This window comes from Ochrobactrum sp. AN78 (genome assembly GCF_029909885.1).
Lineage (GTDB): Bacteria > Pseudomonadota > Alphaproteobacteria > Rhizobiales > Rhizobiaceae > Brucella > Brucella quorumnocens.
This window is the reverse complement of record NZ_JASAMU010000003.1, coordinates 139010-153585: the sequence shown is the minus strand read 5'-3', so window position 1 is coordinate 153585 and position 14576 is coordinate 139010. Positions and strand designations below refer to the sequence as shown.

Sequence of the window (14576 nt, the reverse complement as noted above, 5' to 3'; positions counted from 1 at the left end):
TCCAACGTTGATGATTAATATTTGAGATCACGCAGCGGCTTCGGCGTTTGCCACGCTTTAATCAGCCGCTGATACGCTTGCCTTCTTTGTCGAACACATGGACGTGACTGCGTTCGACGTGGAACCAGATTTCATCGCCAGCCTTTTGAGCGGGAGCATCTGAAGCGATGGCAAAATACTGCTCGCCATGAACCGACAATTCGACGATCCAGCTGCCGCCGGTCGGGACGATATCGACCACTTTGGCGACGCATCCGTGTTCAATCGGCTTGTCACTCAGGCGCACGGATTCGGGCCGAATGCCAACAGATCCAACACCGCTTGCCGCAAAATTCTGAGCCTTCAGATAATCGCGAGCCCATGTCGCCAGTGCGCCATTGTTGCTGTCGTTCAGCTCTGTGATGTTGATTGGCAGGTTGCCTATGAACTCAGCTACAAAGCGATTAGCCGGACGTTCATAAATGTCATCAGGCGTCCCAAGCTGCTGCAACTCACCTTCGCTCATCACCGCAATGGTGGTAGCCAATGTCATTGCCTCCCACTGATCATGGGTCACAAACACAACTGTCGAGCCCATTTCCTGATGAATGCGCTTAAGCTCTGCACGCATTTCGAGGCGCAGTTTGGCATCTAGATTAGAGAGGGGCTCATCCAGCAAAATGATGTCAGGCTTGAGCGCCAGCATACGGGCGAGCGCCACGCGCTGCTGCTGGCCACCGGACATTTGCGCAGGCAGTCGGTCGCGATAACGCTCAATTCCAAGCTTCTGCAAGACGTCATCGACAATACGCTGACGTTCGGCCTTAGCGACCTTATGCAGCTTCAAACCGAACTCGACGTTCTGCTCCACAGTCATGTGCGGCCAGAGGGCATAGTTCTGGAACACCAGCCCCATGCCGCGCTTTTCTGGCGGCACATAGATACCATCGTCCACCGAAACGATTTTTTTGCCGTCGACCAGAATTTGGCCTTCAGTTGGATATTCCAGCCCCGCGATCATGCGCAGCGTTGTCGTCTTTCCGCAGCCCGAAGGTCCGAGCAGGCAGAGAAACTCCGACTTTGGAATCTCGAGGGAAAGTTTTTCAACTGCGGCGCGGGCAGCTTTGCCGTAACTCTTTCTGACATCGCGAATAGTAATGCTGGACATTATTTGCCTCCCAATCCGTCAGACAATTTGCTGTTGGTGAGTTTTTGAACGATGACCGTGCCGCCAAAGGCAATGACGCAGATCATCAAAACAACTGCATTTGCGGCCTGACTGTAGCTGTAATCGACAAGGCGCAATGCATAGGTGGTGAGAACGTCAGTACCCGGAACAGCCAACACGACAACAAGGCTCAAGCCCTTGATTCCCGAGATGAACGGCAGCAGAATTCCGGAAACCAGAGAGCCTTTTTGGATTGGCGCCACGATAGAAACGAGGCGACGCCAGAAACCGGCACCCGCGATCTGAGCCGCTTCTTCGGGGGCTTTGCCAAGCTGCATCATTGCCGAGATACCCGCACGCGATGCGAATGGCATCTGATCGGCAAGGATCGCGAGAACCAGCAGGATCGGCGTTCCGTAAAGGGCCGGAAGTGGACCACGCTGCACTGCAAACATCGTGAGATAAGCTGCGGCAAAGGCAATGCCCGGCACCAGGTAGGGCAGGAAAGTCACCTGTCGCAGGAAGCTTCCAACCAGAGAAACCGGTGTGCGCGCAACGACATACCCAACCAGCAGACCAAGGAAGCCTGCACCGATCGCGGCAGAGCCAACAATCCAGAGTGTGTTCCAGGTTGCTTTCCAGAACTCGCCCGTCAGCAAAATGCCATTGCTCATCGCGGTAGTGTTGAGATCGGTTCCGATCCAGAAATCCAGCGTGAAATTATCAAGCGTAAACACGCCCGGAACACGCATGACAGTGGTCAGCAGCAGTGCCATTAGCGGAATAAACGCGCTAACAACAAACATCAGCAAGGCAAAGCTGAATGCAGGCACACGGAAACGTCCAAGATCAGTCTGACGGTTCATCGAACCTTTATTGCCAATCGTCACGAAACGACGGGCTTCCTTGAGCAGATACATATCGAGGAAGATCGAGATGCTGCCCAAGACAACAATGGTTGCCGCGAGAACTGCGCTCATGCCAGCCTGACTGGTCGAGATTGCACGGAACAGGGACGTTGCCAGCACGTCAAAGCCGATCGGCACGCCCAGAATATAGGCGACGCCGAAGTCACCGAGGCACTTCGCGAAAATCAGTGTTGAAGCCGAAACAAGCGACGGCAGCATGAGTGGCAGAATGATGCGGCGCGCGATCAATAATTTGCCTGCGCCCATGACACGAGCCGAATCTTCCAACGTGGAATCAAACTGACGCAACGCGTTGCCAAACAGCAGAATTACGAACGGCGTGTAGTGCATCGCCAGAATGAGTGTGATCGGCAACATGCCATAGGCAAGCCAATCAGGTGGCGAAAAGCCCAACGCCTCCATCCAGCTTGGCTGACCACCGGTGGTGCGGTTTTTAAACAGGGTCAGCCAAGCCAGTGCGAAGGTCCACGATGGCAGCATGTAAGGAACGATCAATGCCGTCGAGAACCACTTTTTGCCGGGCAAATTTGTGCGGCTTAAAAGCCATGCCAGCGGAATGCCCGTAACAAGCGCAAACACAATCGAACCAAGGGCTATGATTGCCGTATTCCAAAGCGGCCGCCAGAACACATCCGTGGAGATTGCCGAGAAGAATGCCCGATTGAAGTAGTAAAAGGTCAGCTCACCAATCTGCTGGCCGGAACGAGCCCGATCAGCGAACTGAACCAGCACCGCATCCGACAACAACAACACGATGGGCGCTGCGATCAGATAAGCAAATGCGACCGCAAGCAGAACCCCGATCAACGTCGTGGGATCTGCATTGTAGACCTTATATTTGTAAGTCAGTTGTTTGTAATAACTCATGATTTTATCCACTTTGAGCCGAAGCTGCCCTTGTCGAAACCCGCGAGGATTTCGACTGGAGGATTTTCTGGCTTGCTGCGGGAGCTGGCGTATGAAGAATGCCATGCGAAAACTTCCGCTCGTTGTTGAGCGAAACTATGGGGGCGGCGCGCCTGCCTTTTCACTTACCTCACGGACAACAGACCATGCTGAGCCGTAATCGATGGGAATGAAGTGATCGTCGCCCTGAAATTCTGCCTTCATTTCCGAGGTGAATGTGAAATTGAAAAAGCAACGCTTCATCTCAGTCACAAGCGATGGCGCAAGATTATGGGCATAGGCAAAGGAAGAGGTCGGAAACAGATCGCTCTCGTAGATCACGCGCAATGCTTCGCGTTTGACCAACCCACGGTCAATCATGCGTTCCAGCACATCTGACGCGACAGCGGCCGTATCATAATCACCGGCGACCACTCCAAGGATCGACTTGTCGTGTCCGCCAGACATGATCGGCGCGTAGTCCTGTCCCGGTGTCAGGCCTTCTTTGGGAAAGAGCGCACGTGGAGCAACATTTCCTGAGTTTGAGAACAGTGAGGCGTGCGCAATGCGCTTTCCTTTAAGATCGCTGAGCGTCTCATAGGGGGAATCGGCACGCACAACCGCAACCAACCGGTAGCCGCGCATCTGGTCGCCTGTGCCCTTAGCTGCGAAAGGTACCGCACCCGCCCGATTAACCGCTTCAATTGTCGGGCCGGTTGAGAAGCCCGCAAAATGCAGTCGGCCCGAACGCATTGCCTCAATTTCGTCAGCGCTCGACTGAATTGGATAATAAACAATTTGCCGACCGAGGCAGGCTTCCAGATGCTGCGTGAAAGGCTTGAAAAGACGGGCATAAACTGCTGGGTCTTCGATAGGCGAATAGGCCCAGACAAGCGTCTGCGGGTCACGCCATTGAGAAGAGTCTTTGGGGGTATCAGCAACAAGATCGCGGTTCTCATCACAATAGCGCTCGTCTAGCGCACCGCGATAGGCGCAAGCAGCATCAACAGCATACGCATGAGCGATGCATAGTTGAAGGCCAAACAAGGCTATGCCAATACGACATGCCAAACCGCGCCAGAACATTTTTTCCTCCCCTGCGCACTTGCTATGTTACAAGCGCTACAGCCTCATCCAGTATTACCTCAGATACTAGCAATTCTAACTGTCAGAATCCTGTCGTCTCAAGAACATTGAAATTGAACACAACATGCGCATCCTTCTCGTAGAAGACACAATCGATATTGCGTTTGCTATTGCATCAAAGCTTGAGAAGGAAGGCTATGCCGTCACGACTGTCTATGACGGCGTACAAGGCGAAGAGTTGGCTGTGAACGGCTCATTTGATCTGGTTGTGCTGGACATCAACCTTCCTGGCCGCGATGGTTTTGCGATCCTGCGCAGTATGCGCGAACGTTCACTGTCCTGCCCCGTCCTTGTCATTACTGCCCGTAACCAGATCGCCGACAAGATCGATCTTTTGGAACTCGGTGCCGATGATTATCTGGTCAAACCTTTTGATCTCAGAGAACTCGTTGCCCGGATCAGGGCGGTTGCAAGGCGACACATGGGGGTCGCGCAACCGATTTTGCGAATTGGCAAACTATCGATCAATTTGACCCAAAGATCAGTAATGGAAGGCGACCAGCCGCTCGACTTCGGACGGCGTGAGTTTGATGTGTTAGAAATGCTTGCAACCCGCGTTAACGTCACGGTGCCTAAGGATATGCTTGTGCTCAAGCTGTTCGGCCACGATGACACTGGAACACCCAACGCTATCGAATTGCTGATCTCACGCGTCAGAAAGAAACTGGAAAACAGCGACGTGGAAATCGTGACACAGCGTGGGGTTGGTTATCTCCTGCGTTCCAAGACAACCCAGCAATGATGGCCCAAGCAACAGCAAACAGAGAATATTCAATCCAGCGCCGTATTCTCATCGGCGGCGGCATGACTCTGCTCACTGTGACTGTTTTGCTATTTTTTCTGGGCCGCTGGTATGCACACCGCGCTGCCGATGAAGCCTTTGATCGTGTGCTTGGGGCAGCAGCGCTTTCCATCGCCGACACAATTACATTGCAGGATGGCGCGCTTAGTGTAGATCTCCCCCATTCCGCCTTTGCCATTCTTGGCACATCGCGGCTCAACCGCATTTTTTATCGCGTCGTCGCGCCCGATGGCAGTCTGCTTACCGGCTCGCCCATTCTGGGGCTAGAGATTGAACATGGTAGCAATAGCCGACTTCGCCTGAGTGATAGTGTCTATCGCGGCGAAAAGGTACGGATTGCCGCTGTAGCTCGTTATCACAGTGACGCTAAAGGCGGCGGCTGGGTTGATGTTCTGGTCGGCGAAACCCGTGAGGCACGGCGGCAACTTACGCTGCAATTAAGCCTCAACACGATATTGCCTGCTTTTGGCGTCGCGCTGTTAGCCTTGGCCCTTATCTGGCTGGCAATCAGACTTGCATTTCGACCACTACGTACCGTTGAATCTGACCTTCGTCAGCGATCTTCATCAGATTTAAGTCCCGTTTCAGGCCCCATCCCCAAAGAAGTAAGTGCGCTTGTGTCTGCACTCAATGATTTCATGGATCGCCTGAATACCGTGCTTGCCGGGTTGAAACTTGTCACCGCCGATGCTGCTCATCAGATGCGCACGCCACTAACAGCATTACGCGCCTTGACGGAGTTGTCTCTGGAAGAAACCGACGAACGCCGGAAACAGGAAATCCTGACGCGTATCCACGCCAATTCCATCAGCGCCAGCTTGCTCGCCAATCAGCTTTTGTCTGAAGCAACAACCCTGCACAGTATTCAGTCGCGCAACCTCGAAATTCTCGATCTGCGTCAGGTCGCTCAGGAAGCAATTCGCAGATTGCGCGCTGAAGGAAGCTATCAGGATTTGCACGAGACGATCAGCCTCAATGCTCCCGATAACCCGCTTTATGTACACGGCGAAACAATCAGCCTTCGCGAGATGGTCCGCAACATCGTCGAAAACGCTCTCATCCATGCATCCGGTCCAATCGTTATCGATCTGCACGAGAAGAATGGCATGATCGAACTCTGCGTCCATGACAGGGGCCTCGGCCTCCCGCCTGAAATTAAAGAGAGTGCCTTTGAGCGCTTCGTCCGCGCGGATCAAACCAAACCCGGCTCCGGCCTTGGATTATCGATTGCAAAGATGGTCGCCGAAGCGCTTGGCGGACATATCGAATTGCGAGATCGACAGGGTGGCGGAACAAGTGTTGTCGTAACTCTGCCAACTGCACCCCTCGAAGGGTCAAACCCATGAGGCGCGCGATCATACACCTTTACGCCTTTCTGATGCTGATCGGGTCCTCATGGCACGAGTCGCACGCGCAGAATGACCCAGCGTCTCGGCCCGAATTCCGGATTGTTGGCGACATTGCCCCGGAAACACTCAAACCTGTGACAACCGGATTGGCCGAGCAATTACCCGGCATGAACATCGTCTATCGACAGATCAGACCAGGTGAATGGACATCGCGGCTTCTCGCAGGTGCAGATGAAGCAAGTGCGGCTGACCTCGTCATTCTTTCTACGCCCGACCTTGCCGTTCTCATCGCCAATGAGGGTGGAGCGCAGCAAAGAACCGCCATCGCTCGTAACGCTGGATTGCCAGCGCAGGCGCACTGGCGAAATGAGCTTTTCAGCATTGGTTTTGATCCTGCCGTGAGCGTTGTCAGACGCAGCGCTCTGGACAATGAATTGCCTACGACGCGCATCGAACTGGCACGCTTGCTGGAACAAAACCTCTCACGTTTTCAGCGCCGTGTGGGGCTTGTAAACATCGGTATCGACAACGTCAGCTATACGCTGGCAGCGCAGGATTCTATACGGTCGCCACTGTTCTGGCGCATTGTTCGCGCCTTCGGTGTTTCTCAAGCGCGTATCTATGAAAATAGTGAAGACCTGTTGCAGGCGTTATCGTCCGGCCGGATCGATCTGGCCTATAACGTTCCGCTGTCGGACATCAGCAAGTGGCATTACGATCCGAAAGAGTTCGCCGTGATCATGCCACAGGATTACGTGGTCGCCCTGCCCTGGACAGCACTCATTCCTGACCGAAGCAAGCACTCTAACATTGCCGAGCAAGCCATCACACTCCTGCTTTCTCAAGCCGGTCAGGACATACTGGAAAAGACTGGTCTGGCATCCGAAGCAAGCCCCTCAGAATTGACCTCGCTCCAGCCAGTCGAGCTTGGGCCGGAACTTCTTGTCTATCTGGATGGACTGAAGCGCAGCCGCTTTCTGGATACGTGGTTTCAACTCATCGTTCATGAGTGATTGGCACTACCACTAGGCAATGGGGAAGCAGTGCGGGGTTCCATAGACAGGGTGCGGGACGACCAGAGCCTCTATCCCGAACACTGCTTTTACGAGTTTCGATGTCAGAAGCTGCGCGGGTGATCCCGCAGCATAAACACGGCCTTCGCTGATTGCGATCAGATGGTGTGCATATTGGGCAGCGTGATTTAGATCATGCACGACCATGACAATGGTGCGACCGCGTTCCTGATTAAGTTTTTTGAGAAGCTCAAGAACTTCAAGCTGATGGGCAATATCAAGATAGGTCGTTGGTTCATCGAGTAATAATAGCGGCGTTTCCTGAACCAGCGCCATGGCGATCCAGGCGCGCTGTCGCTGACCGCCAGAAAGCTGATCGAGCTGTCGTTCCGCAAACTCGTTCAATCCGGTTGCAGCCAGTGCTTGCTCGACCAGATCTTCATCATGTTTTGTAAGAGGTGACAGAAACCCTTTATGCGGATGACGTCCAAACCGGCATAGCTGCCGCACGGTCAAACCATCAGGCGAAACCGGATTTTGGGGCAAAAAAGCCAGCTGTTGTGCGACAGACTTGCTCGTCATCGACGAAAGTGGCTTGCCATCAAGATGTATAGCACCCTGTGTTGGCTGAATGAGGCGCGCAAGTGCACGTAGCAAGGTTGATTTCCCACAACCATTAGCACCCACAACGGCCGTGATCTGACCATCAGGAATAACTACATCAGCATCCTTCAGGACCTCGGCCTGCGCATAGCCAACGGTAATGTTGCGGGCATAAAGCCGTGAAGGGTGGATATCAGCCATTTCGGCTTGTCTCCTTGATAAGTAGAAAGACGAGATAGGGCCCACCGACCACTGCCGCAACAATGCCTGCAGGTATTTCGTTTGGCAGAGCAATCACGCGCCCAATCAAATCCGCAAGACATAACGCCAAAGCGCCCAGCAACGCGCTGGCAGGAACCAGATAGCGACTGCGTGAGCCGACCAGCAGCCGACCGATATGTGGTGCAAGCAAACCAAGAAAGCCCATACTTCCGACCGCCGCGACCGCACCTGCAGAAAGCAGGACAGAAGTGAATACCAACCCACCGCGCAACATAGTCGGCGGCAAACCGATGCTGGTCAACGTATCGTCGCCAAAGCCGCTTGCGTCGAGTTTACTCGCAGCAAAAATTACCAGTGGAAGACAGGCAAAAAGCCAGATCGCCAGAATGGCAACGTCCTTTAGAGTCCGGCCATAAACGCTGCCTGCAAGCCAGATCATGGATTGATCAGCCCGCGTTGGAAATAAAACCATCATATATTGCATCAATGCGTGTGCCATCATTCCAGCGGCTACCCCAGTCAGAACCAACGCCGTAATGCTGCCGCCGAACTGTCGCGCAATCAGGAAAAGCGTTGCCGCCCCCAGCAAGGCTCCGATAATCACACCAAGCGGAATGGCCCAGACGCTCCATGCGGGAGGTGCCAGCATCGCGGCACAGAATGCCCCTAACCCCGCCCATTTTGTAATGCCAACGACATCAGGTGACGCCAGAGGATTGCGTAGCGCTCCCTGTAGGAATGCACCCGCCAAGCCAAATGCCCCGCCCGCTAAAATACTGACGCCGACACGCGGCAAGCGATACTGCATGACGATAAAGGCGTTCTTGCCACCGCTGATGGCTGTCAAGATATCGGCGAGGCTCAAACGCACAGCACCGACCATGATGCTGAGAATAGAGGCCGCAACAAGCAGCACAAAGATGAGACTGCATGTCATGAATGCGCGCCGGTCAGCTTGGTGTTCCACAGCTGTCTTCATTTGAGCCGCCGGCCGTAAAGAATGACAAGGAATGCCGGTGCGCCAATCAGTGCCGTCACAATTCCGACTGGTACTTCGGCCGGAAATGCCAGAACGCGACCCAACAAATCCGATGCATTCAGCAATAGAGGACCAGCAATTGCCGACAGTGCAATGACGCTCGTCTGATCCGCACCGACCAGACGCCGCACTGCATGAGGTATGAGCAATCCGATAAAGCCAATGGGCCCGCTCACTGCCACCGCAGAACCTGCCAGAATAACAATGAGCAGCGCTGCAACCCCGCCGACCCGCTGGGCATTCTGTCCCAGCGAAGCGCCCGTATTCTGATCAAGTGCCAGAATGCCGAAATGGCGTGAGCCGAGTAGAGCAATGCACCCGCCTAAAAGCGAAAACGGCAGTATGATCCAAACCTTAGACCATTGGGCCGCATTGAGCGAACCCGCCAGCCAATAGACTATGTCTTGTGCAGAATTATTGGCGATCAGGATCGCCTGTACCAAAGCCGAGAGAACAAGCTGGATCGAAATACCCGCAAGCGCCAGTTTGATGTCACTCATCCGTCCTGAAATCGCCAGCATCCACATCGCAAAGCCGACAATTGCCGCACCAAGGAAAGCTGGCCAGACAGTTCCGCCACCACGAAATGACGGAAATGCGATGAGGCAGATCACAATGGCCAGCGATGCCCCGGCATTGATGCCGAATGTTTGTGGTGAGGCGAGTGGATTGCGCGTCAGGGTCTGTATGAGTACACCTGCAACGGCCAGATTAGCTCCTACCAGCGTTGCAAGCACTGCACGCGGCAGACGTATATCCCAGACAAGCGCGCTTTGCGCCGAACCATCGGGCTGAAACAACAGCTGTAAGGCACGACCTATCGAAAGATCGGAGACGCCGAAGGCAACGCTTGCAAGAAGTGTCAAACACAGAAAAGCAAACAGGATTACTCCGAGAAACACGGGATTAATCAAGCTCGACCTCTGCTTCTGCCCGGTCTCAATCGTCAAGACTGCTCACTTCCCGCCATAGACTTTGGCGAGCACTTCCTGAGCGAGCAGTTCCGCAATCTTTAACCCGCGGAAGCGCACAAATTGTGTGCGATCAATTTCAAACGCCACTTTGTTTTGAACGGCCGGAATATTGGTCCAGGCACTGTTGTCTTTCCACTGATCCACAACAGTGCCACCCGGATCGGCACCGATAAGTAAAATCTCTGGGCTCACAGCAATCAGGCGCTCAAGATTTGCACCACTCTCCACCGGCTTATCCGACTGGATGGCCGGTGGCAGCCCCATCGCTTTGAAGACAGAGCCTGTGAACGAAGACGATGTATGAAGACTAAGCGAATCCGGCGTCGCCACGGCAAGCAGAATGCGTCGCTGCTCATTGGTCGGAATCTGAGCGATAATTTTCGACATGATTTCCGTATGTCGCGCAATCGTTTCATCGCCCTTGGCACGCTCACCGAGCGCTTCTGCAATCGTGATAACCGAAGACTTGATGGTGTCGTAGTCACCTTCCCAGCTGTTGAGCACGATGGTCGGCGCAATCGAACTCAACTGCTGATAAACGGCAGAGTGTCTTGTCACATCCGCAATGATCAGATCCGGCGAGAGCATACTGATCAGCTCCAGATTGGGTTCAAGACGCGTACCGACCGACGCATAGTCGATCTTTCTGCCAAGCAATTGCTCGACGCGTGCCGCCTGATTGTCGTCCGATATCCCAACAGGAACAACGCCCAATACATCAAGGGTCTGCAAAAACGAAAACTCAAGCGCAATGACACGCGTCGGCTTGCCCGTGATCTCAGTTGATCCGACTTCATGTTTTATCGAGCGAACGTCATCATCGGCCAAAGCGGGATAAGAAGCAGTTCCCGCTAGCGCTATGATCATGCTCATGAACGCGACATTGAATTCGCGACGGTTGATGCCTGCCATATGATTTTCAGCTCTTAGAATGTAACCGATGCATTCACAAAGAATGTCCGTGGTTGACCGACGAATTTGCCGCCATTGTTGTCGGTCGCCCGCGTGAAATACTCTTTGTTAAAAAGGTTCTTAACACCAAAGGCGAATTTTGGAGCGTATTTCATATCCTCGGGCTGATAAGCAACGCGAAGATTGACCAGCCCATAACCCGGAATATCGCCAAGCCGGCCCGTTGCATCCTCTTCGGTCACATAGGTTGCGCCATCCGTTGCAGTCCCCGGGGAGCGCTGCTTGGATTGGGCAGTCACGTCAGCGTTGAACAACCAATCCTCGTAACGGTAACTCGCACCGATCATTCCAGTGTGGCGAGAGTAGAACGGAAGATCCTTCCCCTTGAACGCACCTGCGCTATAGGTTGCCTGCGTGTAGGTATAATTGCCATAAATCGACAGGCCTTCAAGCGCTTGCGAAACTCCGCCAAGATCATAACGAGCCGCAGCTTCAATACCGTTGTGTTCGGTTGCACCAAGATTGGTCCAGATGCCCTCTCCAACAATCGTGCGGCCCAGATAAAGTTCCTTGTCAAAGTCGATGTAGAAGGCGGTAAACTCGGCACTCAGGCTGTCGCCTTCGTAATGCGTCCCGACTTCATAGGTCTTCGCTTTTTCAGGCTGGAGACCTTCGGTTGTCGAAGCCAGCTGGCTATATTGCTGCGGGCCAAAAGACACGCCAGCATTTGCAAAGACACTCCAGACATCGTTGACCTGGTAGGCAACCGAAAGCGTTGGCAGTGCTTCTTTGGCATTCAGCTCTGGTGATTTCTGACCCGTCACGGTGCCGTTGCTGAAATCGGTCACTGTGTTGTTGGTGCTGATCATCTCATAACGAACACCCGGCGTGATCGTCCAGTTTCCATACTGGATCTTGTCATCGATATAGACAGCGTGTGCGGTCGATCCGCCGTCGCTCGTCTGATAGGTGTTCATGGGAAGCGCGTAAGGATTGACGCCCGATGCACGGTTATAAAATGCCGTTCGCGCTGCAACTTCCGAGCTTTCTTCGGAGAGATAGCGATACCCAACTGTGACTTCATGGGTTGTGTCACCCAGTTCAATCACACGCGAATAACGCGGCTCAATGCCGTAATATGAATAATCACGTGGTGCAGATGTCAGACGATAGCGTCCTGCGTTTACGCCTGTGCCCTGCTGCTCAACATGGCTGCCACGGAATGAACTGACGTAATAGCCAAGAATTTCGAGATTGTTGACGCCATCATTGTGCTGATAACGCAGAGAAATATCGTTACGGCGTCCGGTGAATTCATCATATCGGCGCGTTGACTGGAAAGGGTCGTCTGCGAATTCAGCGGTTGTAAGCCCGCCCGGCATTTTACCCTTGCCAGTATAATGGTGATACTGAACGCTCAGCGTATCCGTGTCCGAGAGCTCATATTTGCCCTTCAGGATGAGGTCATCAATATCGGTGCGATCGTTGCTGTCGCGATAACCCGTGCCATGAATACCGGAATAAAGAAGAGCTGCGCCAAAACCGTCAGCATTGGTGCCACCGATCAGCACGCTAGGTGTTGCCTTAGTGCCGCCATTCATCTCCGCACCTGCCGAGAAACGCGCTGTGAAATCTTCTGGAATTGGGTGGGTGGCGAAATTGATGATGCCGCCAACATTCTGCGGACCATAGCGCACCGAGCCTGCACCACGGACGACGTCAATCGTCTCCACATTGCCCAAAGTCAGCGGAAACAGCGACAACTGCGGCTGTCCATAAGGCGCATATGACAGTGGGATACCGTCCATCAGAACCGTCGAGCGCGGCGACAGACGCGATGTCAAACCGCGAACACCGAGATTTAACGAAACATCGCTGCCGCCAGTGCCATTGCTTTCCTGCACCTGGACGCCGGGGATCTGATTGAGTGCGTCGCGAATATCCTGCGCGCCACGTTCCTCAAACTCTTTGCGGTCGACAATCGTTCGCGCACCCGGATGCTTGAGCATCTTTTCCTTGTTTGGCGTATCAAGCCAGTTTCCCACCACCGTAATGGCATCCAGCACAATTCCACTGCCCGCATCGACCTTTTGGCCACTATCGGTATCCTGAGCGAATGCATGGAAGGGAAGAACGGCAGCTGAAGTCAACAGGGCTGCTCTGGCGATATTGCGATAGCGAACCATCGAAGTTCCTCGAAGCGGAAAAAGGTTGCACGTGGCCACTGCAAAACGGCGTTTTGCATTTGGACATTGATTTTCGGAAGGAAACTGGAAGCGTTGCAGGTCAGACAAAATGCCCTGCTGTCATGACGTTATGTCAGGACAATATCTCAGGATAACGTTTCATCTGCTGCGCCTCAAAAACAGGAATTGGGTCACCGCCGATTGCGGCAATGTTGTGACTACTACATTACTGAAGTGAGAATTTCAATAAACATTACCATATTCCTCATCTTTTTTCGATGAGGGCAGGATTGCGATGTTAGAAAAAGCCCCCGGCAGTGAACAGCCCAAGCGAGATCGACATAATTAGCTGATATTAAATAGTTTTCTCAACACCAACAACGCGCCAGCGCAGATGATTTACGCCAGACGGCTTCGAAAATCAGCCAATTTCTTTTTTGTGTCTAGCGCTCGCTGTTGGTTTTTTGTCGCAATACTATAGGCCAAAGTCTCGGAAACGACGATGGCGCCAACAGTCCAGCTGGCAAGCCCTGTCGCAGAGCCGACACAGCACAAAACCGCAGCCACCTTGTCCTGATAAGCATCACGGAGCTGTACGCCGCAAACGAGGATAACGTGGCAGCCTATTCCTGCAAACTGATCAAGGATGAGCTTAAATTCTTTGGTTTCACGTGTTGCATGAAACAGCACAATCACATCGCCCGAACGCAAATCGATCAGCTCATTAGCAAGCGAAAAACCAGCCTCGCCACTGACCCGTGTTCGCAAACCAACACGGCTCAATGCTATGGAGCAATGCTTTGCTTCAACTTCGGAACGACCGATACCGATGCACCAAATGGTGTCAGCTTGCTCAAGCACCTGCATTGCCTGCGCAAGCGCATTGGCTTCCAGCTTTTCTTCGGTGGAGGTTACAATTTCGCGCGCCGTTTCAAAAACGCGCGTTTTGATGACCGATAGGTCATCGCCTGTGGCACGAAAGCGCTGCGAGAGGCGCTCCGTCGTTGGCTGCGTCTTGGCAATCGGGCGACTGCAAAGCCGCTTCAATTCCGGCAGGCCGCTAAACCCCAGACGCCGGGCAGCACGGATAACCGTCGCATCACTGGTTCCGCTCTTGGAAGCAATATCTTCAGCGTTCTGAAATATCATTTCTTCGACTGGCATCGACAACAAGTGCTCGATAACAGCCAACTCAGAACGGGTTAATTCTGATCGATGTTTCTCAAAGCGTTGTTTTAGTACCGAATCTTGAGAGGACGTGGTTAGCATTTCGGTCTCCAGTGATGTGCGTCGATACATCAAACTTTCTCAACCGAAAAGCATGCCTCTTTGAATATCAACCCGAAAGCACATTTGAAGCGGTGCGTTG

At 53.3% G+C, this 14576-nt stretch carries 12 protein-coding genes; 3 read left to right on the top strand and 9 right to left on the bottom strand.

Annotation, left to right across the window (positions count from 1 at the left end):
* Positions 1–61: 61 nt before the first annotated feature.
* The 3 genes from QBD00_RS07450 to phnD form a co-directional block, all read right to left on the bottom strand.
* Positions 62–1147, bottom strand: a complete 1086-nt coding sequence (locus QBD00_RS07450; RefSeq protein ID WP_318579073.1) for an ABC transporter ATP-binding protein — start codon at positions 1145–1147, stop codon at positions 62–64.
* Positions 1147–2943 carry an ABC transporter permease gene (locus tag QBD00_RS07445; protein ID WP_191793113.1) on the bottom strand — a complete coding sequence of 599 codons (1797 nt, stop codon included), beginning with the start codon at positions 2941–2943 and terminating at the stop codon, positions 1147–1149. Before QBD00_RS07445 ends, QBD00_RS07450 begins: the two co-directional genes overlap by 1 nt.
* A 135-nt stretch (positions 2944–3078) precedes the next feature.
* Positions 3079–4047, bottom strand: coding sequence for a phosphate/phosphite/phosphonate ABC transporter substrate-binding protein (gene phnD / locus QBD00_RS07440; protein WP_318579072.1), 969 nt, complete (start codon positions 4045–4047; stop codon positions 3079–3081).
* Between the two features lie 124 nt (positions 4048–4171).
* Here phnD and QBD00_RS07435 point away from each other — a divergent pair, with 124 nt between their 5' ends.
* The 3 genes from QBD00_RS07435 to QBD00_RS07425 are packed head-to-tail and all read left to right on the top strand — an operon-like array spanning position 4172 to position 7271.
* Positions 4172–4849: a response regulator transcription factor gene (locus QBD00_RS07435; RefSeq protein WP_318579071.1), complete on the top strand. Its 678-nt coding sequence runs from the start codon at positions 4172–4174 to the stop codon at positions 4847–4849.
* Positions 4846–6255, top strand: coding sequence for a sensor histidine kinase (locus QBD00_RS07430; protein ID WP_318579070.1), 1410 nt, complete (start codon positions 4846–4848; stop codon positions 6253–6255). Before QBD00_RS07435 ends, QBD00_RS07430 begins: the two co-directional genes overlap by 4 nt.
* Positions 6252–7271, top strand: a complete 1020-nt coding sequence (locus QBD00_RS07425) for an ABC transporter substrate-binding protein (protein WP_318579069.1) — start codon at positions 6252–6254, stop codon at positions 7269–7271. The genes QBD00_RS07430 and QBD00_RS07425 overlap by 4 nt, the downstream gene beginning before the upstream one ends.
* A gap of 12 nt (positions 7272–7283) precedes the next feature.
* Here QBD00_RS07425 and QBD00_RS07420 read toward each other — a convergent pair whose 3' ends face one another.
* From QBD00_RS07420 to QBD00_RS07395, 6 genes are all read right to left on the bottom strand, one after another.
* A complete protein-coding gene (locus QBD00_RS07420) occupies positions 7284–8075 on the bottom strand; it encodes an ABC transporter ATP-binding protein (protein WP_318579068.1) in 792 nt (263 codons plus the stop codon).
* A complete protein-coding gene (locus QBD00_RS07415; protein ID WP_318579067.1) occupies positions 8068–9075 on the bottom strand; it encodes an iron ABC transporter permease in 1008 nt (335 codons plus the stop codon). The genes QBD00_RS07420 and QBD00_RS07415 overlap by 8 nt, the downstream gene beginning before the upstream one ends.
* On the bottom strand, positions 9072–10085 hold the full coding sequence (locus QBD00_RS07410; protein ID WP_318579066.1) for an iron ABC transporter permease: 1014 nt from the start codon (positions 10083–10085) through the stop codon (positions 9072–9074). The genes QBD00_RS07415 and QBD00_RS07410 overlap by 4 nt, the downstream gene beginning before the upstream one ends.
* Positions 10086–10091: 6 nt before the next feature.
* Positions 10092–11021 (bottom strand): ABC transporter substrate-binding protein, encoded by a 930-nt coding sequence (locus QBD00_RS07405; RefSeq protein ID WP_318579065.1) that lies wholly within the window; start codon positions 11019–11021, stop codon positions 10092–10094.
* A gap of 14 nt (positions 11022–11035) precedes the next feature.
* Entirely contained in the window at positions 11036–13207 is a 2172-nt protein-coding gene (locus QBD00_RS07400; RefSeq protein ID WP_318579064.1) for a TonB-dependent siderophore receptor, read from the bottom strand.
* 399 nt (positions 13208–13606) lie between these two features.
* Positions 13607–14476 carry a MurR/RpiR family transcriptional regulator gene (locus tag QBD00_RS07395; protein WP_318579063.1) on the bottom strand — a complete coding sequence of 290 codons (870 nt, stop codon included), beginning with the start codon at positions 14474–14476 and terminating at the stop codon, positions 13607–13609.
* Positions 14477–14576: the final 100 nt, after the last annotated feature.